The organism is Microvirga vignae (assembly GCF_001017175.1).
Taxonomy (GTDB): Bacteria; Pseudomonadota; Alphaproteobacteria; order Rhizobiales; family Beijerinckiaceae; genus Microvirga; species Microvirga vignae.
In genome coordinates, this window is the sequence record NZ_LCYG01000109.1 from 1 (window position 1) to 25,842 (window position 25,842).

The window sequence follows — 25,842 nt, forward strand, 5'->3', positions numbered from 1 at the left end:
CTGAAGTAGAAGACGTCGTCGACTAGATCTCTAAGGTCTCTGTCATCAGCAAGGGTGACCCACTGGCCGCGGATTTCGCCATTCGGGAACTCATTCGTATGGGCATTGAAGTAGAGGCTCACGTCTGATCCAACCTGAGCCGAGGCAAGTTGACTTGCGAAGGCCGAAATTGGGGTCGTGGCCGGATCGGTGCTTTCCCAATGGCCACTGACTGTCCATGAGCCGTCAGGATTGAGGTTGATTGACAAATCATCGTTGTCTTGCGCCGGGTTAACCTGACCGAAGACAATAGAGCCATTCTGTCCTCTCGGTGCATTGTGAACATGGTGGCTGATAACATCATCCCCTGGATCCGGCGTTTGAGCCGGAAGGCCAGCCGCTGATCCAAAATCGATGCCGGTATAGCGGATCGAGTAACTTGCGGTCTGTGTCGTCGGATCAAAGACCACTGTTCCAAGACCAATGGCCGGCGAGCTAACGGGGCCATTGGGAGGAGCTTCTTGATTTCCGGTCAGGATAACGCGAAATGCTGTAGCCATGGCGGTTCTCTCCCACGAGGCCCCCAGCCTAAATCCCCAGTCTCAGATTAAGTGGACTGCCAACGGCACCTTCATCAGCAGGTGCCGAGTCGGCAGCCGATGGCCGGGACAACTATTGTTGCTAACCTACCATTAGCGTCGACGGGACGTGCTTAAGGCAAGATCTAAAGAGGATTAGGCTGGAGCCACCTAGCAGTAGCCAATCGGTGTTGCGCAGCGCCTCAGCACAGATCCACCATCTCGTCTAACCCTGGATGCGTCGTCATAGCGCCGGCGCTCAAACAGGGCGCAAATGATCTCGTGCTTTGGTCGTCGGCAGCGGCTTTTTTGATGTCACCCAGACGTTTGAACGGCTTGCAATGGTACACGATCTGACATGCCAGCGAATGCCGAGCCCAAGTGTTCTACCACGCGCTTGCAACCATCTTGTTTGCGACTGGGCACGGTTGGGACCGCAGGGCGGCCTGTGTCTCTCAGTTCCTCGCCCCTGTTGGACGAGCATGGCAGACAAAGGGCCAGATCAAGGCGCGGCTCATCCGGGACAAGGATCGGGATGAGTGGGATCGGCCGCCCACGCCAAAAGGTATGCGGCGGACAACTTGCCAGCGGTGGGTGGCACGCTACGATGCAACTGAGGACCTTGCTAGATGCCCAACGCGTCATGGCGGCAGCGCAACTGATGAAGCGGCTTTAGCGAAGATACTTCGGTTGGGGAGCTAAACGCGGAGATTGCGGATCCGTCATTGACACCAGTCCGCTTTCGGCCTTCAGAGATTGCAGAGTTCTGCAACGTATCTTGAGTATCCGATGAGTGAGTGGCGTCCGCTGGCAACAGCCCCAAGAGATGGATCCAAGCTTGATGTGTGGACGGAAAAACGGGGGGCCGTTACATTGATGCGGTCTGGTATGAGGGACCAGCCTTTCCCGAGGGCGCATTCGTCTTTTACGATAGTCACTTACGCGATTACATCGACGTGGACGACGCCACGCATTGGATGCCTCCTTCGGCTCCGCCAAGGGACGCTGCGCTCTCATCGAGGCAACTTGCTCTTAAAACCCGTTTAAGAAAAAGTTCTTCATCGCAACTTCCGGGTGTGCATAAAGGCCATGAGCCCGGGGGTGGTGCGCTTGCCGAACCATCGTCAAGCGTTCCAGATTCTGTCCTTGCCATAAGCATGAGGATTGCCGCGTACATTCCCCACGCTGTATGGCTGGCGCGGCCGCTACCCCTTAATTTCCACATCTGTCCCAAACCACTGCCGAGACACTTGTTGGGCTCCATGGTATTATTCCCTTTGTAGTAAAAGCGTATTTTTTATCTGCCTGCGCCCAGATGCGGAGGTGATGAAATGTTCTATTACGATGATTTGTTCTACTACGACGATCCATTTTACTATGAGGAATTCTTTGACGACTTTGCTCTTGGCTTCTCCTATTACGAATACCCGATAGATGTTGTTTATTATGATTATTATGACGACGGCTACGACATTGATCTCGTTATAGACGGATTTTACCCCCGCTCGCCAAATTATGCATTGTTAGTCGACGACGCGTTTTACTTGCAGACCTATCCGGACGTTGCAGCTGCAGGTCTCGACCCTGATTTTCATTATGACGTTTGGGGCTGGTTTGAAGGCCGTGACCCCAACGCGTTCTTCAGCACCGATGGCTATCTCTCAGCCAATATCGATGTCGATCTGGCAGGCATCAATCCCTTAGACCACTACGGGCTATGGGGCTGGCGCGAGGGACGTGATCCCAGCATTGGCTTTGATAACGAACTCTACCTCCAACAAAATCCAGATGTCGCCGCAGCGGGCATCAACCCGCTTGAACATTACCTTGTTTATGGAGCCGCAGAGGGCCGCGAGATCTACGCAACGATCGGTCCTGACATTGCGCCAAATTCATTCGACTTTGAGTATTATCTCCTTGGAAACCCGGATGTCGGATTTTTCGGCCCCCCCGATCCGCGTGACCATTATGACACCTATGGCTGGCGAGAGGGCCGTGATCCGAGTGCCTATTTTGACACAAGCGACTACCTGCAAATCTATAGCGATGTAGCCGCGGCTGGCGTTAATCCGCTCGATCATTACGATACCTATGGCTGGCGAGAGGGCCGCGACCCCAGTGTGTGGTTCGACACTGATGCCTACTTGGCCGCCAATCCAGATGTGGCTGCCGCAGGCATCAATCCGCTGACGCATTTCTTGCAGTACGGTGTCTATGAGGGCCGGCTACCCTTGGGTGACGGTTTCATAGCGTAACTGTCATCAGCCCGCATAAAACTACCTGTCAGCGCTGCATCCGGTGCCTTGCTCGTCGTGGGCCCCTACAGATTGGGGTAACAACCTATTTTCCAACAGACGTTTAGAGATACCAAGCGTGGAAGTCTCGGTCACCGTCTTATGGGCTGTCACGAGCGGGCATCGAGTTTCTCTCGACGTTTAACCATTTTCTGAGCCATATCGATGGTGCGTCCTCTAATAACGAAAAGCCGCCTACGCGCTCTATGTCCCGCCGCTCTCAAAGCGGGACCACCTTCGCCTATCACGTGGGCGATCCGGCCCATTACTGCGTCGCCGGCTCCGACCGTGAGGGCAGGGCGGTCTCGAACAAGGAGCAGCCGGCGCAGCCCACATCCATCGGGCGGTGACAGGCCTTCGTCTAGGATGCACAGGTTGGGGTGATCGCATCCTGCCTCAAGCTCTCCGCCCGAGGTGAACTCAAGATCATGGATGTGAACCGTACCTACCTCAAGACGGGCCGTGGCTTTGTCTGGCTCGATACGGGCACGCCGGATGCGCTCATTGAGGCGGCAGACTTCGTGCACGCTAGAGCAGCACCAGGGCTTTCGCATTGCTTGCCCTCAGGAAATCGCCTTCAATGTCGGCTGGATCAGCCGTGAGCATGTCGGGGACCTCAGAGTGTCCCTCGCGAAGAGCAGCTACGGGCAGTATCTCCTGTCGATCGCCGAGGGGCAGCGCTAGCCCTGACGGCGTATTGACCTAGCCTGCTCCCTTCTCAACTATCCTGCAGATCTAATGTAAGCGGCGTTCGAACACGCATAGACACGCAAACAGGCAAAAGAGAAATGAATACGGTTCCAGGAACGATGTCATCTTCCCTAAAGTTTGGCACCAGCGGACTGCGCGGTCTTGTCGTGGAACTCAATGGCGTGCCAGCCTTCGCTTACACGCGTGCCTTCGCGGAGATGCTGAAGGAAGACGGTTCCGCCGCTGCATCGAAGAACATCGTGCTGGTGGGCCGCGATCTGCGCGAGAGCAGCCCGAGCATCGCGCAGCTCTGCTGCGCGGCCCTGAAAGAGGCCGGCGTAGTACCGCTCGATTGCGGCGCGCTTCCCACCCCGGCTCTCGCCCATCACGGCCTGCGCTTCGGCCTGCCCGCCATCATGGTCACCGGCAGCCACATCCCTGAGGATCGCAACGGCCTGAAATTCTACCGGGCTCAAGGTGAGATTGATAAGAAGGACGAGGCTTCCATCCTCGCGTGGCACGAGACGCTCAACATCACCACCGTGCCTGCAAGCGCGCGCGACCTTCAGGCGGCGAAACCTGAGATTGATCTCATCGCGGCCTACCAGCAGCGTTACCAGGATTTCTTCGGAGCAGGGACGCTGTCCGGCCTCACAGTCGGTGTCTATCAGCATTCGTCCGTCGCGCGGGACGTCATCGTGCAAATGCTCGAAAGGCTTGGTGCCCGCGCCGTGCCGCTCGGGCGGGCGACGAGCTTCATCCCCGTTGACACGGAAGCCCTACGTGAGGAGGATGAGATCCTCGCCAAGCAATGGGCTGGCGAGCAGAAGCTCGATGCCATCGTCTCCACTGATGGCGATGCGGATCGTCCGCTGATCTCCGATGGAATTGGTGTGTTCCTACGCGGTGATCTCGTCGGTGCCATCACGGCCAAATACCTCGAGGCTGATGTCATCGTGACGCCCGTCACGTCCAATTCCGCCCTTGAAGCATCCGGCGCGTTCAAGAACGTCATTCGCACCCGTGTGGGCTCGCCTTATGTAATCGAGGGCATGGGCGAAGCGGCGCGCTCTGGCGCGCGCGCCATCGTGGGCTTCGAGGCTAATGGCGGTGTTCTGCTCGGCTCGGAGATCGAGCGCGATGGGCGCAGGCTCGCAGCACTTCCCACGCGCGATGCCATGCTGCCCATCCTCTGCGCTCTCGCATCGGTGATGGAGCAGGGCAAGCCGTTGGCGGAGGTCGGCGCGGGCTTCGCTTTCAAGGCTGCAGCAAGCAACCGGTTGAAGAACGTGGCGACGGAAAAGAGCGCCGCTTTCGTCTCGAAACTGCAGAAAGACGAGGCATTCCTGGCCGACTTGCTGGCCCCTCTCGGCGGTGTGGCGGCAACCAACAACAGCGATGGCCTTCGCATCATAGCAAAGAACGGAGAGGTCGTTCATTTCCGCCCCTCGGGCAATGCTCCGGAATTGCGCGTTTATGTGGAAGCCGCCACCCAGGAACGGGCGAACAGCCTCCTGGAGTGGGGGCTTGCAACGGCAGAGCGCTCCACTCAACCGGGTATGTCATAGGAAGCGTCCATTCGGGCGGAGAGTTCTCGTTCGAGGGCGTTGGTTCAGTTTGCGAGAGCGTGACACCAACGTGATCAGACGAGTAGAATCGGCAATAGATCCGGACACCATCTTATGTTGGCGGTATAGGTTCGTCACAAGAGCGCAGCGGTGAGTGAGGCTCGCATGGCACCCCTGAGGGCCGTCTGGAATCCTTTGCAGTTATCATATGGACCCGGGTGGACCTGCCTAGGTCAGCGACTTGCTGGTCATGCGTGCGCTCAGGTTTGGAAGGTGTCTATGCGACGTCACTCTACTCTCAGGATTGGGGGCGTCCTGTGTGGATGCCTCATAACTCTGGGAGCAGACGGGTATTCCTCAGCTATAGCGGATCCTCCCAAGCGATCCCAGCCGGCGGCACCGGCCCGGAGTGGCGAGATTGCAATCCGCGAGGAGCTCGACCTAGAGCATTGGACTGAAAGACGGATTCGAGAGGTTTCGGTCTGGACGAATCTGTGATTCACTTTTGGAGACAGGAGGTGGATCATGACCCAGAGCTACTCCTTAGATCTGCGCGTGCGGGTCGCGGCCTTTGTGGAGGCTGGTCATTCCTGCCGGGCGGCAGCCCAGCACTTCGGGGTCAGTGAGAGCTGTGCCATCAAGCTGATGCAGCGCCAGCGGCAGTTCGGATCGCCGGCGCCGGCCCGCCAGAGCCGCCCGGACGCGGCAAGCTGGTGCCCTATGAGGCCTTCCTGATCGACACGGTCGAGGCCAAGCCCGACATCACCATGCCCGAACTGGCTGCTCGGCTGCGGGCGCAGCACGGGATCGTCGCGGCTCCCGCGATGCTCTCGCGCTTCCTGTGCCGGCGTGGCTTCTCATATAAAAAATGCCTCATGGCCGCGGAGTGCGCACGCGCCGATGTGCGTGAGGAGCGTCGGGTCTGGGCGGGCCAACGTCAAGCCCGCATGCGCCAACAGCCGCACCGCTTGGTGTTTCTCGATGAGACTTACGTCAACACCAAGATGACGCGCCTGCGCGGGCGCAGTCCCAAGGGCCCGCGACTACGCGCAAGCGCTCCCTTCGGTCCTTGGAATACCCACACCTTCATCGCGGGCCTGCGCGGTCATGAGCTGAGCGCGCCGTGGATCATCGATGGCCCGATCACCCGGTCGGCGTTTGACACCTACATTGAGACGCAGCTGGCGCCGACGCTGGCGAAGGGCGATGTCGTGATCCTCGACAACCTCGCGGTCCATAAGAGCGAGAAGGCCGCGCAGTGTCTGAAGCAAAGAGGTGCCTGGTTTCTGTTTCTGCCTGCCTATTCGCCCGATCTCAATCCGATTGAGCAAGCCTTCTCTAAGATCAAAGCGCATCTGCGCAAAGCCGAGACCCGAACCTTTGACGCCCTCTGGCGCACCCTCGGTGACGTCTGCAACCTCTTCGAGCCAGAGGAATGCTGGAACTATCTCAGGGCTGCTGGATATGCGCCCGTGTAATCGTCCGATGCTTTAGAAGGCGAGGTAAGTCTATTTGCGATTGAGACAGACCGCTGCACGAACAGCTCCCGGAGGAGGTCCAAGGCGTCCTCTAAAGCCATTCCACATGGCTCGTGCGATATGATGAATTAGTGCGGGGGAGAATTTAAAGTGAGCCACCATTGAAACTGCTAGAGCAGAGATATGAATGCCGAACTTGATTTTCCACTCCACTGGAACATGGGGCAGGAGGATGCTGGCAACCTGGTTTCGAAAATAGCAATACATCCGCATTGGGCTCTGATGCGGAAAGCGAATTCCGAAAACTTTTGAGCGTACTGCTCCTTCTCCGATTGTATGCTCCATCGGCAGATTTGAATCAAACCAGCATGAATAGCCTTTGGACCAAGCGCGGAAGCACCATTCGGTGTCAATTGCATCAATAAAAAAGTCGCTGCGGAACTTGCCAATGTCTCGGAACGCACGGAGGTCGATCAGTGAGCCTGATGTGATGACGTAGTGGACAGGGATGAGATCATCCTTTGGCACGATATCCTTTTTGCGAAAGTAGCGTGGGCTCTTGAATTCGTGACTTCGTTCCCGGGGCGCGATGATCTCTGGTCCAATAACGGCAACTCGGTTGCCGGCCTCTATCAGGCTATCCAGTGACTTGCGGAGCGCAGGGATCAGGCTCTCAGGGGGGCGCGAGTCCTGATCAAAAAGGACAACGTGGTCGCAGCCGTGAAGCATTGAGTGCAGCGCGATGATATTCAAGGCTTCCGCCACGCCCAGGTTATACTCTGACTTGATGACTTGGCACCGAGGCGCTAGCTGTTCAAGCTGAACAGTGATTGCATGATCAATGATCGCGTTGACGAACACAAAGACGTAGTCAACATCACGAATAACTGACCTAACCAATGGCAGAATCGTATTGGCGTCCGGATTGAACGCAACTACACCAGCGGCGGTCGTTGTTCGAATGCGTGAACTCATTGGTGATATCTCGGTCTCGTCGGCGCTCCAAATGGGGCGCTCTGTTAGTTCTACCGGATCTGGCTGAGACTCAAGGTGCTAGCAGGTCGGTCTTTGCGTTTCTACCGTGAAACACCGGTTGATGGGAGTAGCAGTAACAGAGGCCAGCCTCACCTGAACAGTGATCGCAGCGGACTAGCCTCCGTAGCGAAGTGTCACATGATGGTGCATTCCGTTGGGCTGCGAGGCAAAAACCCTGAGCCGCAGCAAGGTTCTATTCAGTATCCACCATGCAATGCTGCCGAGCTGAAGTGACACGCAATGTCTTCAAATCGCCTCTCCTTGTAGGTGGTATAGGAGAGAATTGCAGATCTGAAAGATGCGCCCAGATGAGATATGAATGGCTAAAGTAGTTGATGTGACGCGTGTGCGGGTCTTCTGGGATGCTTCCCGTGCAATAGGATCTGGTTATTCTAAGGTGCATGCCTTTACCCCCTGCTTTCTTGTGAGTGGCGTGTCCTTGGCCCGGTTGCTCTGGGACAATGTTTTTTATAACGTTGCCGCAAGCAGCTTGCGTGCCGGTGACAAATTTGATAGCTGCCGCGCGGGTTAAGCTAATCACAGTGTGCATCCTCCGAACAGCGGCGCAGTATTCAATGGTGAATAAGTATCTTATTACAGGCGGGGCCGGATTTATCGGTTCGTCTGTTGTCCGCCTGCTTATCCGCGACACATCGCACCAGGTGCTGGTTGTCGATAAGCTCACCTATGCAGGCAATTTGGATTCGTTGAAACCCGTCGCCAACAGTCCTCGCTACGGTTTCGTGCAGGCCGATATTGCGGATGCTGAGCGAATGCACTCCATCCTCGACGATTTCCAGCCTGATGTAATCATGCATTTGGCAGCCGAAAGCCACGTCGACCGCTCGATCGACGGGCCAGGGGAGTTTGTCCAGACAAATGTGGTGGGCACATACACTCTCCTCCAAGCAGCCCTCGGCTATTGGCGCGGGCTTTCTCGTGAGCGTCAGGCCTCGTTCCGCTTCCACCATATTTCGACAGATGAAGTCTTTGGGACGCTGGGCGATGAGGGATTCTTCCACGAAGACTATCCTTACCAGCCGAGTTCGCCCTATTCTGCCTCGAAAGCCGCATCGGACCACTTTGTCCGGGCCTGGCACCACACCTATGGCCTGCCAACCCTGGTGACGAACTGCTCCAACAATTATGGTCCCTATCACTTCCCTGAAAAGCTGATCCCGCTGATCATTCTCAACGCGCTTGAGGGCAAGCCTCTTCCCGTCTATGGCAAGGGAGAGAACGTGCGCGATTGGCTCTTCGTGGACGATCATGCTCGGGCACTGGTTCGCGTCGCTGAGCACGGTCGCCCTGGAGAAACCTATGCCATCGGCGGGCACAACGAACGCCGCAACATCGATGTGGTGCGCGCCATCTGTGCCTTGGTCGATGAACTGGCTCCCGACCCGACCATCGGTCCGCGGGAAAATCTCATTACCTATGTGACCGACCGTCCGGGACATGATTTGCGGTATGCCATCGACGCCTCAAAAATCGAGCGTGATCTTGGCTGGCGTCCTGAGGAAACCTTCGAGACCGGCCTGCGCAAAACCGTCGAGTGGTATCTCGCCAACCGCCACTGGTGGGAACGGGTGCGTACGGGCGTTTATCAGGGCGAGCGCCTCGGCGTTGCCGTTTAGACACCGCAATAAGAGCCTGGCGGCAATCCGGTTAGCTTGAAGACAGCTCCGCGGAGGGTACAGTGGAAGTTTATCCCACGGCTATTTCAGACGTGAAGATCGTGAAGCCGGCACGCTTTGGCGACCACCGCGGCTTTTTCTCAGAGGTCTATAATCTTGAGAAGTTTGCTCAGGCTGGTATTCACCTCAACTTTGTCCAGGATAACCACTCGCTGTCCGTGGAGCCCGGAACAGTGCGTGGGCTTCATTTCCAAAGCTCCCCCTTCGCTCAGGATAAGCTCATTCGCGTGATCCGGGGGCGAATCATCGATGTCGCCGTGGATATTCGGCGGTCCTCGCCCACTTACGGGCAACATGTGGCTGTGGACCTCTCGGCCGAGAATGGCCTACAGCTTCTGGTCCCCATCGGCTTTGCGCATGGTTTCTGCACCCTGGAGCCGAATACGGAAGTCCTCTATAAGGTCACCGCCTACTATTCAGCAGCGCACGACCACGGTCTCGCTTGGGATGATCCGGCGCTCGGCCTTGAATGGCCCGTTACGCGTGAAGCCGCCGTTCTGTCTGACAAGGATCGTCGCCACCCTCGCCTGGCCGATCTTCCACAGTACTTCGACTAAGCGAGAGCCAGGGCATGCGGATTGTCGTCACTGGGACGGAAGGCCAAGTCGTGCGGGCGCTCCTTGAGCGGGGAGCTGCTGCAGGCGTCTCCGTCATCGCGGTCGGTCGCCCTCATCTCGACCTCCTTCATCCAGGCACAGTCTCTGGGGCGATCCAAGCGGCCGCACCAGATATCATCGTCAACGCGGCGGCCTATACGGCTGTCGACCAGGCTGAAAGTGGACCAGAACTCGCGATGGCCATCAATGGCCAAGGGGCGGCGGCTGTCGCAGCCGTTGCCGCCGCCTTGAATGTTCCTGTTGTTCACCTTTCGACCGACTACGTGTTCGATGGATTGCTCGATCGACCCTACCGCGAGACTGATCCGGTGGGGCCGGTCAGTGCGTATGGGCGCTCCAAGCTTTTGGGTGAGCAAGCCGTGCGCGCTGCAACGCGAAATCATGTCATTCTCCGAACGGCTTGGGTCTACAGCCCCTTTGGAAAAAACTTCGTCAAGACCATGCTGCGACTGGCCGAGACGCGGGGCGAACTTGCAATCGTCTCCGATCAGCGCGGGTCGCCAACAAGCGCCCACGACATCGCTGATGGAATTGTGGTGGTTTGCCGCAATCTTTTAGAACGGCCCACCAGTGATCGCCTCCGGGGCATCTTTCACATGGCGGGGGCTGGAGATACGACGTGGGCTGACTTCGCCGCACGCATCCTTGAACAGGCCCGGTCGCGGGGAGGACCCTTTGCCCGGGTTAGACCGATCAGCACAGCGGAATACCCGACTCCCGCACAGCGACCCGCCAACTCTCGGCTTGACTGCACCAAGCTCTTCGAGGCTCACGGCGTGAAGTTGCCGGACTGGCAAATCTCTCTCACCACCTGCGTCGCACGGCTCGTAGAGCACCATTCGATTGAAGGAATAGCAAAATGAAGGGCATCATCCTGGCGGGGGGGAGCGGCACTCGTCTTCATCCCCTGACGCTTGTCACGTCGAAGCAGCTTCTGCCGGTCTATGACAAGCCGATGATCTACTATCCCCTCAGCGTGCTGATGCTCGCGGGCGTTCGTGAGATCCTGATCATTTCGACGCCGCATGATATGCCGCAGTTTCAGCGATTGCTCGGTGACGGCTCGCAGTGGGGGCTCGAGTTCACCTATGCCGTCCAGCCAAAACCGGAGGGACTGGCGCAGGCCTATCATATTGGCGCTGACTTCGTGCGTGGTGAGCCATCGGCTCTCGTCCTGGGCGATAACATTTTCTATGGCCATGGCCTGCCAGAACTCTTGAGTGCCGCGCGCGGACGCCGACATGGCGCGACGGTCTTTGGCTATTACGTCAATGATCCTGAGCGCTATGGCGTTGTCGAATTCGACCAAGCTGGTCGGGCCATCTCTATCGAGGAAAAACCCCAGCGCCCACGCTCACACTGGGCTGTCACTGGTCTTTACTTCTATGATGAGACAGTGGTCGATATAGCTGCCAATATCAAACCGTCCGCGCGTGGTGAATTAGAGATCACGGATATCAACCGGGTCTATCTCGAGCGGGGTGACCTCAACGTCGAGCGTATGGGGCGCGGTTTCGCTTGGCTTGACACCGGAACCCACGAGAGCCTGATTGATGCGAGTGCCTTCGTCCGGGCTCTCGAGCAGCGGCAGGGTCTCCGGATTGCGTGCCCGGAAGAAATTGCCTTCTTGCTCGGATATCTCACCTCCGATGAGTTGGCGCGCCTCGGCGAGAGGCTCGGGAAGAGCGACTATGGACGCTATCTGATGCGGATTGCCAGAGAGGCAGGCACCTCAAATCTCAGCGCCAAAACTGTTGCTGCACAGTAACTTAGAAGCCATGGTTCATTCATGGCATCACCCCCAATAACCAGCACTGTTATTCTCGAGGCAGTGGAGCTCACGTTGCGAAACATAGTATTTCTAAGCCATGAGGCGACTGCCTCCTGGGGGTCTACTCTGTTACGCGGTAGGCTCATGGCAAAGCTGGTGGCGGAGTTCTATGCCCCTAGGGGGATCGACGTCTCTTTTTCTGAGGCCCCCGCCCAGAGAGACAGCATTGTCATCCTGACAAAAGGTTTCTTGCTGAAGTCATGCTCAGATGACCTGCTGCGCCTCAAGGAACAGGGAAACATTCTGATTGCCGACTACGTGGATCACCCGGAGAACCCGGAGCTTGTCGAAATTTTCGACGCCCTGATAGCATCATCACACAAGCAGACTGCGGCCTACCGGGCAGCCTACCCGCATAAGCGCACCGTTCATGTGACGCACCTCGTTGATACGCGCATTCGGACCGTTCCCCCCCAAAAGCACGCATTTCGGGTCGGTTATTTCGGCGGGTTGCATAATGCTAAGCACCGCGCTGATCTCGCAGCGCATGTGCAGTTCCACGAATCAGGCTCTGACCTGAGCCAGTGGATTAGAGAGCTACCTCTCTACAACTGTCACTATGCTGTGCGGCAGAACAACCCGTGGGACGGCTTCAAGCCATTCACGAAGGGCTTCCTGGCAGCTCGATGCCAATCGCCTATTATCATTGTGGCAAGTGATGGAGACGCCGCACACTATCTAGGTGGCGAGTATCCCTACTTGCTCGTGTCGGATCACCTGTCAGATATTATTGAGATGGTGGAGAGAGCCGCTACTGATTTCGGCGGGCCTCGGTGGCAACTTGCCCTAGCTATCATGAGCGACATAGCCAAGGCATCTTCCGATACCGTCGTGCTCGCAGAGTTTGACACCTTGGTGCGTGAGTATATGCCCTTGCGGCAGTCGTTCTGGGCTACCCCCCGGCGGCTTCTCTCCCGTCTCCTGCGAAGCGCCTAAGGCTACAAGCCAGCGCAAAAGCGCCAGAAATCGTCACGCTCCGCGTCGCTCTATCCCAGCACTGTCGTGATCGCTTGGGCCACAGGGCCTGCCACCGCGTAGGTGACGGCACCGAACACCATCATGTTGATCTTGTTGCGGATCGGGCGGGAACAGGCCCGCCGCCGCAGCCTGCTCGATCTTCTCGGCCAGAGCTGGAGGCATCACGTTCTGAAGGATGGCTAGCAGCCTAAATTTATCGGTTGAATGGACAGGATGCTTCTGCGACATAGGGGAACTAGCAAGTAGCTCCCTAAACTTCTGCAGATTTACCCGGGCTCAACGTGAGATCTTCAATAACTAAAACGTTTCGACGGACCGCCCCGAAACAGGTCGTATATACTTGTCTATTCGGGCACTATGAAGTTTTGAACGAGCAACCAATATCAGCAAACTCGAATTGGGACTTTGTCTGCTTCACTGACCGCTCTGATCTGAAGTCGGAAACGTGGCAGGTTCAGAAGATAGTTACCCAAGGCCTTGACGCATCACGAGAGAGCCGCAGGCCAAAGCTCCTGCCGCACCACTTTCTTAGAGATTATGACCGTTCGATCTACATAGATAACTCAGTCATTCTCAAGCAGCGGCCAGAGGAAATCAGTGAAAGCTATGGGGTAGGAGATACACATTTCTATTGTTTCAAGCATCCATGGCGTGATTGCACTTATGAAGAAGCTGAAGAGGTAATCGCTGGGCAAATGGATGATGAAGCCCGAGTACGAGAGCAAATGGACTTTTACAAGTCCCGAGGGTTGTCGCCTCACGCTGGATTGGTGGCTGGGACCTTCCTACTTCGCAATCATAATGATGCTCAGGTGATAGCTCACGGTGAGGACTGGTACGCGCACGTGCTGCGCTTCTCTAAAAGAGATCAACTGGCTTTTCAATTCAACTCTAGGAGACACGAACTCCGATACAAAGCTCTCGAATTAGACTTGTTATCGAATCCTATCTTTTCTTGGCCAAATTATAACCAGCGTTTACCTTATGGCTTCGATCCCGACCTTTATCTTTGGTTGAACCCTGATGTTGCTCGGGCAGGCGTAGAACCAGCACAGCATTATGCTAAGTATGGAAGGCGAGAGAATCGCCCTCTGCGATATCACAGTACATTCGAGTTAGAGAGGCTTGCGAATAAGTATCGTTCCGATAAAGGGCGCCTGTACTACAACCGTCACTTTTATTCTCGAGTTTATGAAAAGTATCTAAGCCCTTTGCGAGCCGAGGACCTAACTCTCCTCGAAATCGGAATCCTTGGTCACGATATACAAGCTAAAAGCCCGGAAGGGCCGTTCAGTTATGCGCCGTCATTGAATATGTGGCGGGACTATTTCTCCAAAGCAGAAATCCACGGTTTTGATATCCAAGATTTCACTGCTGTCGAGGACGGGAGAATAAAGTTCACAAGAGGGGACCAATCAAAGGTTAAGGATTTAGCTCGAGTGCTTGAGCGATGCTCCCAACCTATTAGGGTTATAATCGATGATGGCCTTCATGCATCTCCACATCAGCAAATATCTTTAGGTTTTCTCTTTCAAGAACTTGAGCCTGGTGGACTGTATATTATTGAGGATCTTCATTGCCAGCCCTCACGCTTTGAGCCAGAGGGTGGCCTGAGAACACTTGATTTCCTCAGGAGCATTGCTTCAGGGCGGGAGGTTACGGGTGCATTTATGTCCGACGCCGAAGTCCGCTACATTAAGGATCATGTTGAATCTATCAGTTTCTATGATTCAATGGATTACAATGCGTCTGATCTTGGCGCAGATGCGATAGCAGTTATACGAAAGCGCACGCTTTGAACAACGTGGGGAAACAAAGTCTCACCCTAAGTCGTGGGGGGTGAGTGGGACCATCCTGAGGTAGGCTCATATCCTCTTGCATATAGGCTCGCGCTGGGTGCATCTAGCCGTCAAGGACGACGAGCTGGCGAGAAGCGCGATCGCCTTTTTCAAGGAGGCAATCGCCGCTTGCCCGTTCAAGATCACCCACGTGCTCACTGACGGAGGCTCGTGCTTCACCGCCGATCGTTTTGATGCGGCCTGCCGCAAGCTGAAGGTGGAGCACCGCAGGACCAAGCCCTATACGCCGCAAACCAACGGCCTCGTGGAGCGCTTCAACGGGCGGGTGCAACGTGAGGTGGACGACGCGGGCGGCCACTGCGGTGGCGCGCAGGCCCTCGCCAGCCAGCAGAGCAGAACAATCCGAGCCCGCCAGACGACCTTCTGGGGTGTGTTGCGGTCGCGGACCAAGCTCTCCAAGCGATCCCGATCAGCGGCAGGAATCTCAATGCGTTCGATCTTGCCCATCGGAGCAGCATCGCACGTCGGACCAGATTTCGGCATCACCCGTCAGTGACGAAGCACTAGGGAGGCTTAGAAGAGGGACACCGATCAAGCTTGTCGGCAGGGTACAGAGACGCTCCGAGGGGCGATGCAAGCGTGCCAGACGCCCGCGCGTCATACCCGATCAACTGGTCTCGTAAGGCCATCTCCCCCAAGGACGCCGGAACTTGGGACATGATGGTTCCGGCCAAAGCCAGGTAGGATAAAAACCTACTATTCTATTACAGAACACGCAGGGGCTCACGTTGAAATTCGTGGCGTGATGGTGTAGAGGGCCGGGTTTAATATAGGAAGCCTGTGTTTCTTGAAGCAAAACGAGTTCACCTCTCGTCAGGCATTTAGCTCATCCAGAATGGAACACGATGTTGCCCACCAATAACGCTGCCACCGTAGATGCTTTGCCTGATCGATTGATCGAGCCTACTACCCCCATTGACGCGCTTATCACACCTGCTGCTGACCCCCTTTTTTGGTCACCAAAGCGTCTGGGAAAAGCAAGCGCTTGGTGGGGGCACGTACCGTTTGCGCATTGGATTGTGGCGACCATCCGTCCCAAATTGCTTGTCGAACTCGGAACCCATCATGGGGTCTCTTATGCAGCTTTTTGCGAGGCTGTGCGGCGTCAGCAGCTTGATACAAAATGCTATGCTGTTGACACATGGGAGGGTGACGAGCATGCAGGTCAGCGCGGCAGTGCTATCTACGGAGATGATGTCTACTCCGATCTCCTTAAATTTCATGACGCAAATTATGGCGCCTTCTCACGGCTGTTGAAACAAACCTTTGATGGCGCGCTCGACCATTTCTCGAATGGCTCTATCGACCTGTTGCATATTGATGGACTTCATACCTATGAAGCCGTCAGTCGTGACTTTCAGAATTGGTTGCCCAAGTTATCCCGGCGTGGTGTCGTTCTATTCCACGATACTAACGAGCGGGGACGCGATTTCGGCGTTTGGCAGTTTTGGAGTGAGCTGACACAGCGCTATCCCTCGTTTGAGTTCCTTCATGAGCATGGCCTCGGCATTCTGGCCGTCGGCCCTGAAGCTCCCGAAGTGGTTCAGCGGCTCTGCGGCCTCGACGCCATCGCAACAAGTAGAGTGCGCGAGCGCTTTAACCATTTAGGTACTCGTTGGATTGGGGCTTATCGTGAGGAAGAGCTCACAAGGGATGCTGCGCGCCGCAACGAGTTGCTGGAGGCGAACATACAAAAGATCGCCTCTCTCGAAGCTCGAATAGAGGTCTTGGCGGAGGCTGAGTGCGCGTCTATAAGACAGGCAGCTGCCCTTGAGCGGTCCGTGTTGGAGCGGGACGAGCGGATTGGTGCCCTTGAGCGGTCCGTGTTGGAGCGGGACGAGCGGATTGGCGCCATTTACCACACAAGAAGCTGGCGTTGGACGCAGCTCGCTCGCAGCATCATGCGCCACATTCTGCACGTAAAACAGGTGTTCAGACTTGCCGGTCCTGCTGTCCGACTCGGGGGGGGCATTAAAAAAACTCTTTATCGAGCCGTGAAGCTTTACCAGCGAGAAGGTTTCAGCGGAATCAAGCGTGGATTCAGAGTCGTAGCCTCAGCGCAACAAGCCTCTGAGGCAGCGGCCGAGATCATCGACGCGAGTATAAGGATCCGCGACTTACCTCGTCCCACAAACCTTCCGGCCGCTGAGGTCCAGGTTGATGTTATCATTCCTGTTTATCGAGGAGTGGCTGAAACGAAGCGCTGCATCGATTCTGTGCTTGATTCGATTGTCGAGAATCACTGTCTTGGCCAAATCATCGTAATCGACGACCGTGGACCAGAAGACGATATGCAAGCATATCTTGAAACGCTTAAGCAGGATGACCGACTTACTGTCCTCGTCAACGAGCAAAATCAAGGGTTCGTGCTTAGCGTCAACCGCGGGATGACATATTCGAACACGAACGATGTTATCCTTCTCAACAGTGACACGGAAGTATCAGGCAATTGGATAGATCGTCTTGCGGCTCAAGCATATGCGGAGCCAACAATTGCGACGGTCACGCCATTTTCTAACAATGCCACGATTTGTAGCTTCCCGGCATTGCCGGGAGATCCTAACCTAGCATCCGGAGATACTGTCACTGGCCTCGACACAGCATTCAGTCAAGCTAATCAGGGCAATTCTGTCGATATCCCTACGGCGGTTGGCTTTTGCATGTACATCAAGCGAGCTGCTCTTCGTCAAATCGGCTTGTTTGACGCTAAAGCGTTCGGGCTTGGATATGGCGAAGAAAACGACTTCTGTTTGCGGGTGCAGGCTCATGGAGGACGAAATATTCTCGCGGGAGATGTATTCGTTTATCATGTTGGAGAAACAAGCTTCGGCGCGACATCGAGCCCGGGCAAGGCTCGGGCGGCGCAAATCATTCGAGATCGCTATCCACACTACGAAAAAGCAGTAGCAGATTGGGTTCAACAAGACCCCGCCCGCCCAATGAGATTGGCTGCCGTTGCTGCACGGGTGCAGCGCAATAATCGGCCGGTTGTGCTCTTTATGCTGCACGACTGGGGTGGTGGTACAGAAAAGCATGCTTTGAGCCTCGCCGAGCAGCTTTCCTCCAATATTGCCGTCGTTATTCTCAAAATCACCAGTGGTCAAGAAGGAATCAACGCAGCGTTGAGCGTAATCGATGGAGATTTCAGGTTTGACGAGATTGTTTCCGCAGCGGATCTCAAGGAATTTGTTGATTTTATTAAGTCCTTTGGTGTAACCCGTATTCATGTTCATCATATCATTGGGTTTCAGGACCAAATTCAAGATATTTTATTGCAGCTGGGGCTTCCCTACGATCTCACTATTCACGACTATACGCTTATATGTCCGCGGGTTAACCTGTGGCGGCCAGACGAAGGCTACTGCGGGGAGCCCGATGAAGCTGGCTGTCTCGCGTGCCTGAGTTGCGAGCCCAAGCCCTTATCACGCGACATCATCTGGTGGCGAGAGAAGGGACGCGATCTCATCGCTCATGCGACACGTGTCATCTGTCCAAGCAAAGATGTGGCGGCTCGGATGAGGCGATACGTCCCTGAGGGGCATTACATTGTTGTGCCGCATGAGGACCTAAGCGACGCTTCATCGCGAAAGGTCACAGTTCCGGCACTCTCCTCGGGGGCCCCCCTCCGGATCGCAGTGCTTGGCTTTCTCAATGACCAAAAGGGACGTCAGTTCCTCCAGCGCTGCATCGACGAGTTCGCGCGAGCCAATGTCAAAATCAGCCTTGTTGTCATCGGTGACGTTTTAGGTGCGGCTTTGATGGCCCGTGGGAACGTCACCTTATCGGTAACGGGCCCATACAAGGCTTTCGATGTCGATACCATGATTGATAAATATGATCCGCACCTCATCTTCTTCACACAGAGATCGCCCGAGACCTATAGTTTTACCCTTAGCGAGGGTATCCGGTCAGGGCGTCCCCTAGTGGTACCGCGTATCGGAGCTTTGACTGAGCGCGCTCAGAATTTACAATGGTGCTGGCTCTATGATCTGTCAGACCAGCCTAGTGACTTGGTTCGCCTGTTTCAATCAATCCGACGCTCAATTGAAGCCAACGTTGCGCCGATTTCTTTGAACGAAGACGGGCATAGACATGATAATGAGGATGGGCAGGGAGGTAATGTCATTCCTTATGGCAGATTTGTAGGGGCGTATTCTTCCAGCGCCGCAGCAAGCCGTAACGAAAACTCGCGTTGAGATTGGCCCTTATGCTTCGTGTGCTCATTGTTCCTGAACTTTATGAAACTGGGGCTCCGACAGCTTGCGCCTATTGGCGCTTGATTCTGCCCTTCACCGATCGATTGATTACGTCTGCAATCAACGTTCGCTTCGTACCGCTCGCTCAATTAAGCGCGGTGCGCGGCGACATCGTTGTTATGCAACGCACGTCAGCCCGAACGGTAGCGGAGTTGGAGCGGCTCCGGGACTACTGTGAACGAACTGGAACAAAGCTCGTCTATGATATCGACGATGATCTCTTAGCCTTGGGAGACGATCACCCTGAGAAGCACGCCTATGCGGGGCTTGTTGAGGTCGTCCGCGGCATGCTTGCTGCCGCGGATCAGGTCTGGGTTTCCACAGAGGTGCTCGCGGAGCGCTATCGCCCCTTAGCGTGTGAGGTAGTGGTGGTGCCAAATCGCCTCGATCCGCGAATCTGGCGAGCTCATCCTATCGTGCCGCGCTCAGGTGGCCCCGTTCGCTTTGTCTACGCCGGGACACCGTCTCACCAAGCGGATTATGAGGAGCTCATCGCGCCAGGCTTTCGAAGGCTCAGGAACGAGTTTGGCGCGGATGTTGAACTCTACCTCATCGGGCTGAGGCGGGTGTCGCACACTACTGGTACAGTCGAATTACCTGTGCCCGACGGTGCAGCCGGCAGTTACCCACTGTTTGCCACGTGGCTTCAAAGTATGAATGACCTTGATGTAGGTCTTGCACCGCTTGCTGATACGTCATTCAATCGCGCAAAAAGCAATATTAAGTGGATGGAATACTCTGGTGTTGGGCTTGCCTCAATCTTGACGGATATCGAGGCGTACCGAACGGCTAATGGGCAGGATCTTCCAGCTCTCTATGTCAAGCCCACGATAAACGCATTCTATGAGGCCATGCGACGATTAACCAAGGACCGTGATGAAGTACTCCGCCTGCGGAAGGCTGCGCACGAGATCATTGCGAGTGCGCTTGGTGATGAGGGGGGGAGAGCACACCGCCGAATGTTGTTGGATAGCCTCTGATACCAAGTCTCTGAAGGCGTGACTCGCGTGTATATCCTCTGAGCTGCGCCGATGTGATTCAGTTTGGCGAACCAGGGAGGTTCGCCATGCCGATCCCACTCCGCTCTGACTTCGATGCGCCCCAACTTCGCACGCTCGCGAGACGGACGAAGAATGCCCCGCAGGCCCGACGGCTTCTGGCGCTTGCGGCTATCTATGAGGGAGCCTCCCGCACTGAGGCGGCAGGCATTGGCGGCGTGACGTTGCAGATCGTGCGCGACTGGGTGCTCAAGTTCAACGCTCACGGACCTGAGGGCCTCATCGACCGCAAGCCCCCTGGCCAGCCCTCGAGGCTGACTGATCGCCATCGCCAGCACCTGTTCCAGATGATTGAGGCAGGTCCGATCCCGGCGGTCCATGGAGTGATGCGCTGGCGTCTGGTGGATCTGATCCAGTGGCTCTGGGACGAGTACCGCCTACCGGTCTCGAAACAGACCTTGAGCCGGGAAGTCTGTGCGCTTGGCTATCGTAAGCTGTCTGTCCGCCGCGCCATCATGAAAAGAGCGACGCCGCTGTGGCTGCTTTTAAAAAGCCTTCCCCGCGCGTGTGGCGGCGATCGCGACAGACGAGGCCAGCGGCAAGCCGCTAGAGCAGCGGGCATTCAGACGAATCCGTATCCGGCGGCGGTGAAGTAGTTGCGGCACGCCTCAGGCTCAACGAGATCGCAGATATCGCCGATCGCTCGCCAGAGCGCCTCGCTGGTTCGGGCTTCGGCTTTGCGCAAGTGCGCTTTGATCTGTGAGAAGACCTGCTCAACCGGGTTCAAGTCAGGACTGTAGGGCGGCAGGAACAGGAGCCACGCGCCACGAGCCTGTACGGCCATCTCGGCTTTCGCACTCTTATGCGCCGGCAGGTTGTCGAGGATGACCACGTCGCCTTTCGACAAGGTCGGGGCGAGCTGTGTCTCAACATAGATCTCGAAGATCTGCCGGGTCATCGGCCCATCGATCACCCACGGTGCTGTGAGCCCGTAGCAGCGCAGGCCCGCGATGAAGGTTTGGGTCAGCCAATGGCCGAACGGCGCCTTGGCGTACAGACGCTGCCCCTTGGGACAGCGGCCGCGCAGGCGTGTCATCTTGGTTGAGGTACCGGTCTCATCGAGAAAGACGAGCCGGTGCGGTTCTTGGCGCATGCGGGGCTGACGCTTTGTGCGCCAATGATCGCGGGCCTGGCGCACATCGGAGCGTCCTTGTTCGCTGGCCCGCAGCGTTTTTTTTGAAGCTGTAGCCTTGGCGAATGAACCAGCGCGCGATGGAGGCGGGCATGACCTTGGTGCCGCGGGCAGCCAATTCAGCAGCGAGTTGCGGCATAGTGATATCGCCCTTCTCGGCGACACGTTGGAGGAGGAATTCGCGATGCGGATCGAGCTTGGAGTAGCGCCAGCCACCCTCCGGCTTGGGCGCCAGGCTACCGGTGGCCCGATAGGCAGCCATAAGCCGGACCACGAAGGCGACCGACACGTCAAAGTGTCGGGCCGCGGCATGGCAGGAGTGCCCCGCCTCGACAAGGCGCGCTACCCGGCGGCGCAGATCCAGCGAGTAGGACTTGGTCATCGCTCATCTCCTCCAAAGAGAGCCAAGATGAGTGAATCACGAAGCCGCCACACCGCATAGCCCTAACGATTCCGTCAGAACTGCCGTTGCTCTAGTGCCGCTGCCCGCTCAAGCACCTGAGCTCAACCCAGTCGAGAACATCTGGCAGTTCATGAGAGAGAACTGGATCTCCAATCGAGTGTTCACATCCTACCCGGACATCCTCGATCATTGCTGTGACGCCTGGAACAAGCTCGTCGACCAGCTTTGGACCATCATGTCCATCGGCCTGCGGGATTGGGCCCATGAGTTCTGATCAGAGGGACTTGGTATGAGTGCTGTGAGCACCTCTCCCTTGCCAGCAGGCAGGAAGCACAAGGACGTTTCGCGCGCCTCAACGGCCTTCATCGAGAGTTGGGACTTGCTTCGAGTGATGCAAGTCCAGGGCCACTTTGGGCCCTGAACGGTCGGAGAATGGTCCCGGCGCGGTCTCTTTCTCATCGTTTATTCTGTGCGGCAGGTATTCTGACCCGAGTCAGGCAGAAACTTCACTTATCCGGCTGTCTGAATTCTCCGAGCCTGCTCTGACGCTCTCACTAGCTGGGATCGCTATCCCAACGAGCTTATCGTAGTAAGCATATGCATCGCCAACTGGACCATCAAACAAGAGCTTGCCACTTTGCAGAACTACTCCGCGTGTACACAGGCTCATCATTGTCCTCTGATCGTGGGACGCAAAAACAACAATCTGAGAACGGTCAATGAAGTTGCGAAGACGCCTATCGGCTTTGGCCATAAAGGCAGCATCTCCGGCGCTAATGCCTTCATCAACCAAGAGAATATCAGCCTCAACCGAGGTTGAAATCGCGAAGGCAAGGCGAGCTGTCATGCCCAGCGAGTAGGTTCTAATCGGCATTTCCATGAACTCCCCGAGTTCAGAGAACCTTACGATTTCGTCCATGCGTCGGTCGATCTCTGAGCGCGGAATGCCTAAGTACTTGGCACGCAAGACAATGTTTTCGTAGCCTGTTGCATCGAAGTCCATTCCAAAGCCGGCGTCGAACAGTGCTGCAACTCGGCCCTCCATGCGAATCTTGCCTGACGTTGGATGGTAAATACCAGCCAACACCCGCAGAAGAGTGCTTTTGCCACTTCCATTATGCCCAATAAGCGCTACCCGATCCCCAGGGTGGAACGTAAAATTCACCTCTGATAGAGCTTGAACCTCCACGAATCCGGCACTGTTGCCCGCAATTCGTCCTCCAGTTGTCCGTGAGAGGATCTTGTTCTTAAGAGATCTTGCTGAGGCAGTCAGCACTGGGTAGCGGACCCCAAGATCATATGCTTCGACAACGGCCATAGTAATTTAACCTAATTGGGCATTCCTTGCCCCTAAACCCAAAACGCGATTTGTGTTCGAGACCGCCCATACAACACAGCGGCACAGATGCATCCCGCAAATGCCATGATCAAAGCGATCACCCATATGGAGAAAGGAGGTACAGTTCCCAAGAGCGGGGCTCTAAGAATTTCAACAAGGTACGTAAACGGATTGAGGAAGGCTACCCATCGACGATCAGGCGGCAAAAAGCTTGGCTGCCACAGGACCGGTGTAATCATGAATAGCGCGGCCATGAACGATTGTACGATAAGAGGCACATCCCGGAACCGAGCTCCAATGGCTCCAAGCAGGAGGCACATCCAAGTGAGGTTTGCAATCAGAAGGAGCAGGGCAGGAAAGGCCAACAGCATGACTGGCGTCACAGGAATACCCGTGATCACAATTGCAAGCACAATAATCACAATATTATGAAGAAAGTAGATGAACTGCGTCCAAACAAGTCGAAAAACATGAATTGTGAGTGGTGCGGGAACCTGTTTGATCGTCGAACTTGCCCCGATGAAGACGTTTACGCCCTCGCTTATACAGCCAGAGATAAAGCCCCATATTACGAGGCCGGAAGCAACCAATGGCAGAAATGCTGCGAGTTCTTGCCGGAATAAGCCTGCATAAACCAACGTCATTCCACTGACCATGATCAGCGTGGCAAGCGTAATCCAGAAAGGGCCCAAGGTTGAGCGGCGATAACGCTGTTTGACGTCATGCCAACCCAAAGAGACCCAAAGATCCCCTCGCTTTAGGCCCTCAATCATATCAAGCAGTGCGTCTCTCATGGCTGTGCGAATAGAAACTAACAAGATAAGGCACAATCGATCATTAGGTCACGTTCAAGGGGCAGGCGAAGCTTAGGTGTCTCATTACCGCCATAGAAACGTAAGCTACCGATGCTTGCTGCCTCTATTTCCGAAAGACCCCTAGCTTCGGACGTTTGACGGGTCAACCTCTTTGAAGCATCTGTACCTTGATGAAGTCCGCGACCATAGAACCCGAAATAGAACAAATTTGGGCGCGATCAGGCGAAACGTATTTCCTGAAATATAAGGAGTAGCCTCAGCTAGATTCAAAACCTTATAAAATAAACCAGAAGGATACACCAGTCAGCTCTGCAGGCTGGCCATTAACACCGGTGTCGTGAAACGCTACATCAATCGCATCACGAGTCGACTTGCGTCGGAGAAGATACTGCTGGCGAATGGGTTGGAGCGATTGAGGCGGGGTCGGCGTTCAGGCTGTGGGGGCTTGAGTCCAGACCTGGAGAGTGCCATGTCGCTCCGCCCGACCGTGAGTGGGGATGTTCCAGCTTCGACGGCAACCGTTGCCCGCGCGGCCTTTCCCCATGGCAATCCCTATCTGCTCTTGCGCGACCGCCTCGGGACGATCACCGACGCCCAGTTCGCACCTCTCTTCGCCCCTTGCGGACAACCGGCGGAATGCCCATGGCGGCTGGCGCTGGTGACCCTGCTCCAGTTCGCTGAGAACCTGTCCGACCGGCGTGCGGCCGATGCTGTCCACAGCCGCATCGATTGGAAGTATCTGCGTTGCTTCTGTTCTGAGCGAGTTCCGCGGCCGCCTCGTGGCAGGAGGCACGGAAGGACACCGGCGTCTGCTCACGCTACACCCGCGAGAAGGATCATGAGACCCTTGAGGCCGCTCGGGTCCGTGAAGCGCAGCCAACCTTCGCACGAGAATATCTGCGGCGAACTGGAATTGAGGGAACAATCTCGGCGGGCGTCCGGGTCCTGCATCTGCGGCGCTCCCGCTACATCGGTCTCGCCAAAACGCATCTGCAACACGTGCTGACGGTGGCTGCCATGAACCTCATCCGCATTGGCGCTTGGGTTAGTGGCGCATCGCTCGCGCAAACCCGTCAATCCGCATTCACCAAGCTCATGGCGCTTCAATGGGCGCATGATGGATTCGCCAGCAGTATCTTTCCCGAAGCAAGTCCTGGTCTGGGAGAAGAGACGTAGAGGGCACCTCTCACAGCCGATCAAGGCCGCGGTTTCGCCACCCGCGCACAAGTCTCATCATCCCTGGCTGCCGGCCACCTGCACCGGAGGTCCTGGTATCCGCGTCCAAGCTGGCACCACGGCCACTCGATGGCAGCAAGCTATTCTTATACCTTTAGAGCAGCTCGGCCGCAGCCTTGTCCTCGTCAAGGGCGCCGGCCTCGTATTTCTGGATTCAGCCCCGGATCAGGTTGCGCGACAGGTCGTGGCGCTTGGCCGGTCCGTGCAGGGGCTCGCCGGCCAGATAGTGCTGCGCGACCTGGCGCTTGAATTCGATGCTGTGGGTGCGGTGCTTTGCCATGGGTTTCAGTCTCCGAAAGCCCAATAGCCCCGGTCCATTCCTCACTGCCGATCTGTCTATCTCGCGGGACGCACTCCAGGACTAGGTCCGGCTTATGGGCCAGGAACATACATTATCCAGGAAGCGTTTTGCCACTTTCTAGGTTTAAGCAGATGCTGCCGGGAGGAATACATGTCGATCAACTGGCTTGTGACCGTCCAAAGTCCTTACAATATAATCATTCCGACCTATGGCGAGTATGGTGGGCCGAATTACTCCGACGGGCACGTTCTTCAACCTGGAGAGGTGCCGCCCCTGACGACCACACCCGCTGACGATCTGGATGCGCTGTATCGCGCCCACGATCAAGTCTACCGCACATCCTCAGACCCGCTCGTCCTGGCCCAGGCCGACCTGCAGTTGATCCGTGGTATCGCACAGCTGTCCGACGCCCAACTGTCCGTTGAAGCTCACCTTTATGCGGGCGCGACACAGCTTGCCCTGATCGACCAAATCAAAAACCGGTATGGCCATCCTGAACTCTTCCTGCCGGGCGAGGAGGCGCTTCTTGCCCAAGACGCGCTGGACAATTTGCAGAAAGGTGGCATCAATCCGGAGCCCAACGAAATTGCCGCAGCGCTCGATCTCTACGATAATTTACTAGAATATGCTCAAGGCACTTTGGCAGGGATCAATCTTCGCGACTTGGACATTCTTGTCGACGACGTCTTCTACTTCAG

Annotated in this window: 21 protein-coding genes and 5 pseudogenes; 20 read left to right on the top strand and 6 right to left on the bottom strand. The window is 56.1% G+C overall.

Annotation, left to right across the window (positions count from 1 at the left end):
• Window positions 1-539 (bottom strand): CHRD domain-containing protein (locus AA309_RS28570; RefSeq protein ID WP_047192420.1); only part of this gene is annotated, 539 nt, incomplete at its 3' end.
• A 1,349-nt stretch (window positions 540-1,888) separates the two neighbouring features.
• Here AA309_RS28570 and AA309_RS28575 point away from each other — a divergent pair.
• The 5 genes and pseudogenes from AA309_RS28575 (at window position 1,889) to AA309_RS33705 (ending at window position 6,587) form a co-directional block, all read left to right on the top strand.
• Window positions 1,889-2,812: a hypothetical protein gene (locus AA309_RS28575; protein WP_052955065.1), complete on the top strand. Its 924-nt coding sequence runs from the start codon at window positions 1,889-1,891 to the stop codon at window positions 2,810-2,812.
• Between the two features lie 245 nt (window positions 2,813-3,057).
• Window positions 3,058-3,201, top strand: coding sequence for a hypothetical protein (locus AA309_RS35520; RefSeq protein ID WP_160310564.1), 144 nt, complete (start codon window positions 3,058-3,060; stop codon window positions 3,199-3,201).
• A gap of 30 nt (window positions 3,202-3,231) precedes the next feature.
• Window positions 3,232-3,453, top strand: a complete 222-nt coding sequence (locus tag AA309_RS34760; RefSeq protein ID WP_150117815.1) for a glycosyltransferase family protein — start codon at window positions 3,232-3,234, stop codon at window positions 3,451-3,453.
• A 207-nt stretch (window positions 3,454-3,660) separates the two neighbouring features.
• On the top strand, window positions 3,661-5,109 hold the full coding sequence (locus AA309_RS28585; protein WP_047192436.1) for a phosphomannomutase: 1,449 nt from the start codon (window positions 3,661-3,663) through the stop codon (window positions 5,107-5,109).
• 525 nt (window positions 5,110-5,634) lie between these two features.
• Window positions 5,635-6,587: pseudogene (locus AA309_RS33705) on the top strand (IS630 family transposase).
• A gap of 30 nt (window positions 6,588-6,617) precedes the next feature.
• On the opposite strand, the gene AA309_RS28600 reads toward AA309_RS33705, so the two are convergent.
• Complete coding sequence (locus tag AA309_RS28600; protein ID WP_052955067.1) at window positions 6,618-7,562, bottom strand: glycosyltransferase family protein; 945 nt, start codon at window positions 7,560-7,562, stop codon at window positions 6,618-6,620.
• Between the two features lie 379 nt (window positions 7,563-7,941).
• On the opposite strand from AA309_RS28600, the gene AA309_RS34765 reads away from it, so the two are divergent.
• The 11 genes and pseudogenes from AA309_RS34765 to AA309_RS28650 all read left to right on the top strand — a co-directional run bounded on the left by AA309_RS34765 (window position 7,942) and on the right by AA309_RS28650 (window position 20,514).
• Entirely contained in the window at window positions 7,942-8,154 is a 213-nt protein-coding gene (locus AA309_RS34765; RefSeq protein ID WP_150117816.1) for a hypothetical protein, read from the top strand.
• A 43-nt stretch (window positions 8,155-8,197) separates the two neighbouring features.
• Entirely contained in the window at window positions 8,198-9,259 is a 1,062-nt protein-coding gene (gene rfbB, locus AA309_RS28605) for a dTDP-glucose 4,6-dehydratase (protein WP_047192422.1), read from the top strand.
• Window positions 9,260-9,321: 62 nt separating this feature from the next.
• Window positions 9,322-9,876, top strand: a complete 555-nt coding sequence (rfbC, locus tag AA309_RS28610; protein WP_047192423.1) for a dTDP-4-dehydrorhamnose 3,5-epimerase — start codon at window positions 9,322-9,324, stop codon at window positions 9,874-9,876.
• Window positions 9,877-9,890: 14 nt separating this feature from the next.
• Complete coding sequence (gene rfbD / locus AA309_RS28615) at window positions 9,891-10,799, top strand: dTDP-4-dehydrorhamnose reductase (protein ID WP_047192424.1); 909 nt, start codon at window positions 9,891-9,893, stop codon at window positions 10,797-10,799.
• Window positions 10,796-11,704, top strand: coding sequence for a glucose-1-phosphate thymidylyltransferase RfbA (rfbA, locus tag AA309_RS28620; RefSeq protein WP_047192425.1), 909 nt, complete (start codon window positions 10,796-10,798; stop codon window positions 11,702-11,704). The genes rfbD and rfbA overlap by 4 nt, the downstream gene beginning before the upstream one ends.
• A gap of 147 nt (window positions 11,705-11,851) precedes the next feature.
• Entirely contained in the window at window positions 11,852-12,703 is an 852-nt protein-coding gene (locus AA309_RS28625) for a hypothetical protein (RefSeq protein ID WP_150117817.1), read from the top strand.
• 407 nt (window positions 12,704-13,110) lie between these two features.
• Window positions 13,111-14,544: a glycosyltransferase domain-containing protein gene (locus AA309_RS33710; protein WP_160310565.1), complete on the top strand. Its 1,434-nt coding sequence runs from the start codon at window positions 13,111-13,113 to the stop codon at window positions 14,542-14,544.
• An 88-nt stretch (window positions 14,545-14,632) separates the two neighbouring features.
• Window positions 14,633-14,884 (top strand): annotated as a pseudogene (locus AA309_RS37930) (DDE-type integrase/transposase/recombinase); the annotation flags it as partial.
• A gap of 565 nt (window positions 14,885-15,449) precedes the next feature.
• Window positions 15,450-18,800, top strand: coding sequence for a class I SAM-dependent methyltransferase (locus AA309_RS32650; RefSeq protein WP_052955069.1), 3,351 nt, complete (start codon window positions 15,450-15,452; stop codon window positions 18,798-18,800).
• Between the two features lie 11 nt (window positions 18,801-18,811).
• Entirely contained in the window at window positions 18,812-19,840 is a 1,029-nt protein-coding gene (locus tag AA309_RS28645) for a glycosyltransferase family protein (protein WP_047192428.1), read from the top strand.
• Window positions 19,841-19,926: 86 nt separating this feature from the next.
• On the top strand, window positions 19,927-20,514 hold the full coding sequence (locus tag AA309_RS28650) for a helix-turn-helix domain-containing protein (RefSeq protein WP_084731770.1): 588 nt from the start codon (window positions 19,927-19,929) through the stop codon (window positions 20,512-20,514).
• Here the strand turns inward: AA309_RS28650 and AA309_RS33720 are convergent.
• Window positions 20,481-21,432, bottom strand: a protein-coding gene (locus tag AA309_RS33720) for an IS630 family transposase (RefSeq protein ID WP_244470528.1) whose coding sequence is annotated in 2 segments (ribosomal slippage) — window positions 20,481-21,095 and window positions 21,097-21,432 — 951 coding nt in all. Because the reading frame shifts where the segments join, the coding sequence is not laid out codon by codon here. The genes AA309_RS28650 and AA309_RS33720 overlap by 34 nt on opposite strands.
• Window positions 21,433-21,517: 85 nt before the next feature.
• On the opposite strand from AA309_RS33720, the pseudogene AA309_RS28665 reads away from it, so the two are divergent.
• Window positions 21,518-21,727 (top strand): annotated as a pseudogene (locus AA309_RS28665) (transposase); the annotation flags it as partial.
• Between the two features lie 219 nt (window positions 21,728-21,946).
• Here the strand turns inward: AA309_RS28665 and AA309_RS28670 are convergent.
• The gene (locus AA309_RS28670) at window positions 21,947-22,771 is read right to left on the bottom strand and encodes an ABC transporter ATP-binding protein (RefSeq protein WP_084731772.1); all 825 of its coding nucleotides are present in this window, start codon (window positions 22,769-22,771) and stop codon (window positions 21,947-21,949) included.
• Between the two features lie 32 nt (window positions 22,772-22,803).
• Window positions 22,804-23,586, bottom strand: a complete 783-nt coding sequence (locus tag AA309_RS28675) for an ABC transporter permease (RefSeq protein WP_150117818.1) — start codon at window positions 23,584-23,586, stop codon at window positions 22,804-22,806.
• Between the two features lie 490 nt (window positions 23,587-24,076).
• Here AA309_RS28675 and AA309_RS36940 point away from each other — a divergent pair.
• Both AA309_RS36940 and AA309_RS36945 read left to right on the top strand, forming a co-directional pair.
• Window positions 24,077-24,404: pseudogene (locus AA309_RS36940) on the top strand (transposase); the annotation flags it as partial.
• 88 nt (window positions 24,405-24,492) lie between these two features.
• Window positions 24,493-24,783 (top strand): annotated as a pseudogene (locus AA309_RS36945) (transposase); the annotation flags it as partial.
• A 214-nt stretch (window positions 24,784-24,997) separates the two neighbouring features.
• Here AA309_RS36945 and AA309_RS28685 read toward each other — a convergent pair.
• Entirely contained in the window at window positions 24,998-25,123 is a 126-nt protein-coding gene (locus AA309_RS28685) for a hypothetical protein (protein ID WP_342027991.1), read from the bottom strand.
• 171 nt (window positions 25,124-25,294) lie between these two features.
• Between AA309_RS28685 and AA309_RS28690 the strand changes: the two genes are divergently transcribed.
• Window positions 25,295-25,842, top strand: a 548-nt coding sequence (locus tag AA309_RS28690; RefSeq protein ID WP_047192434.1) for a phospholipase A2 family protein, incomplete at its 3' end; no start/stop codon positions are given.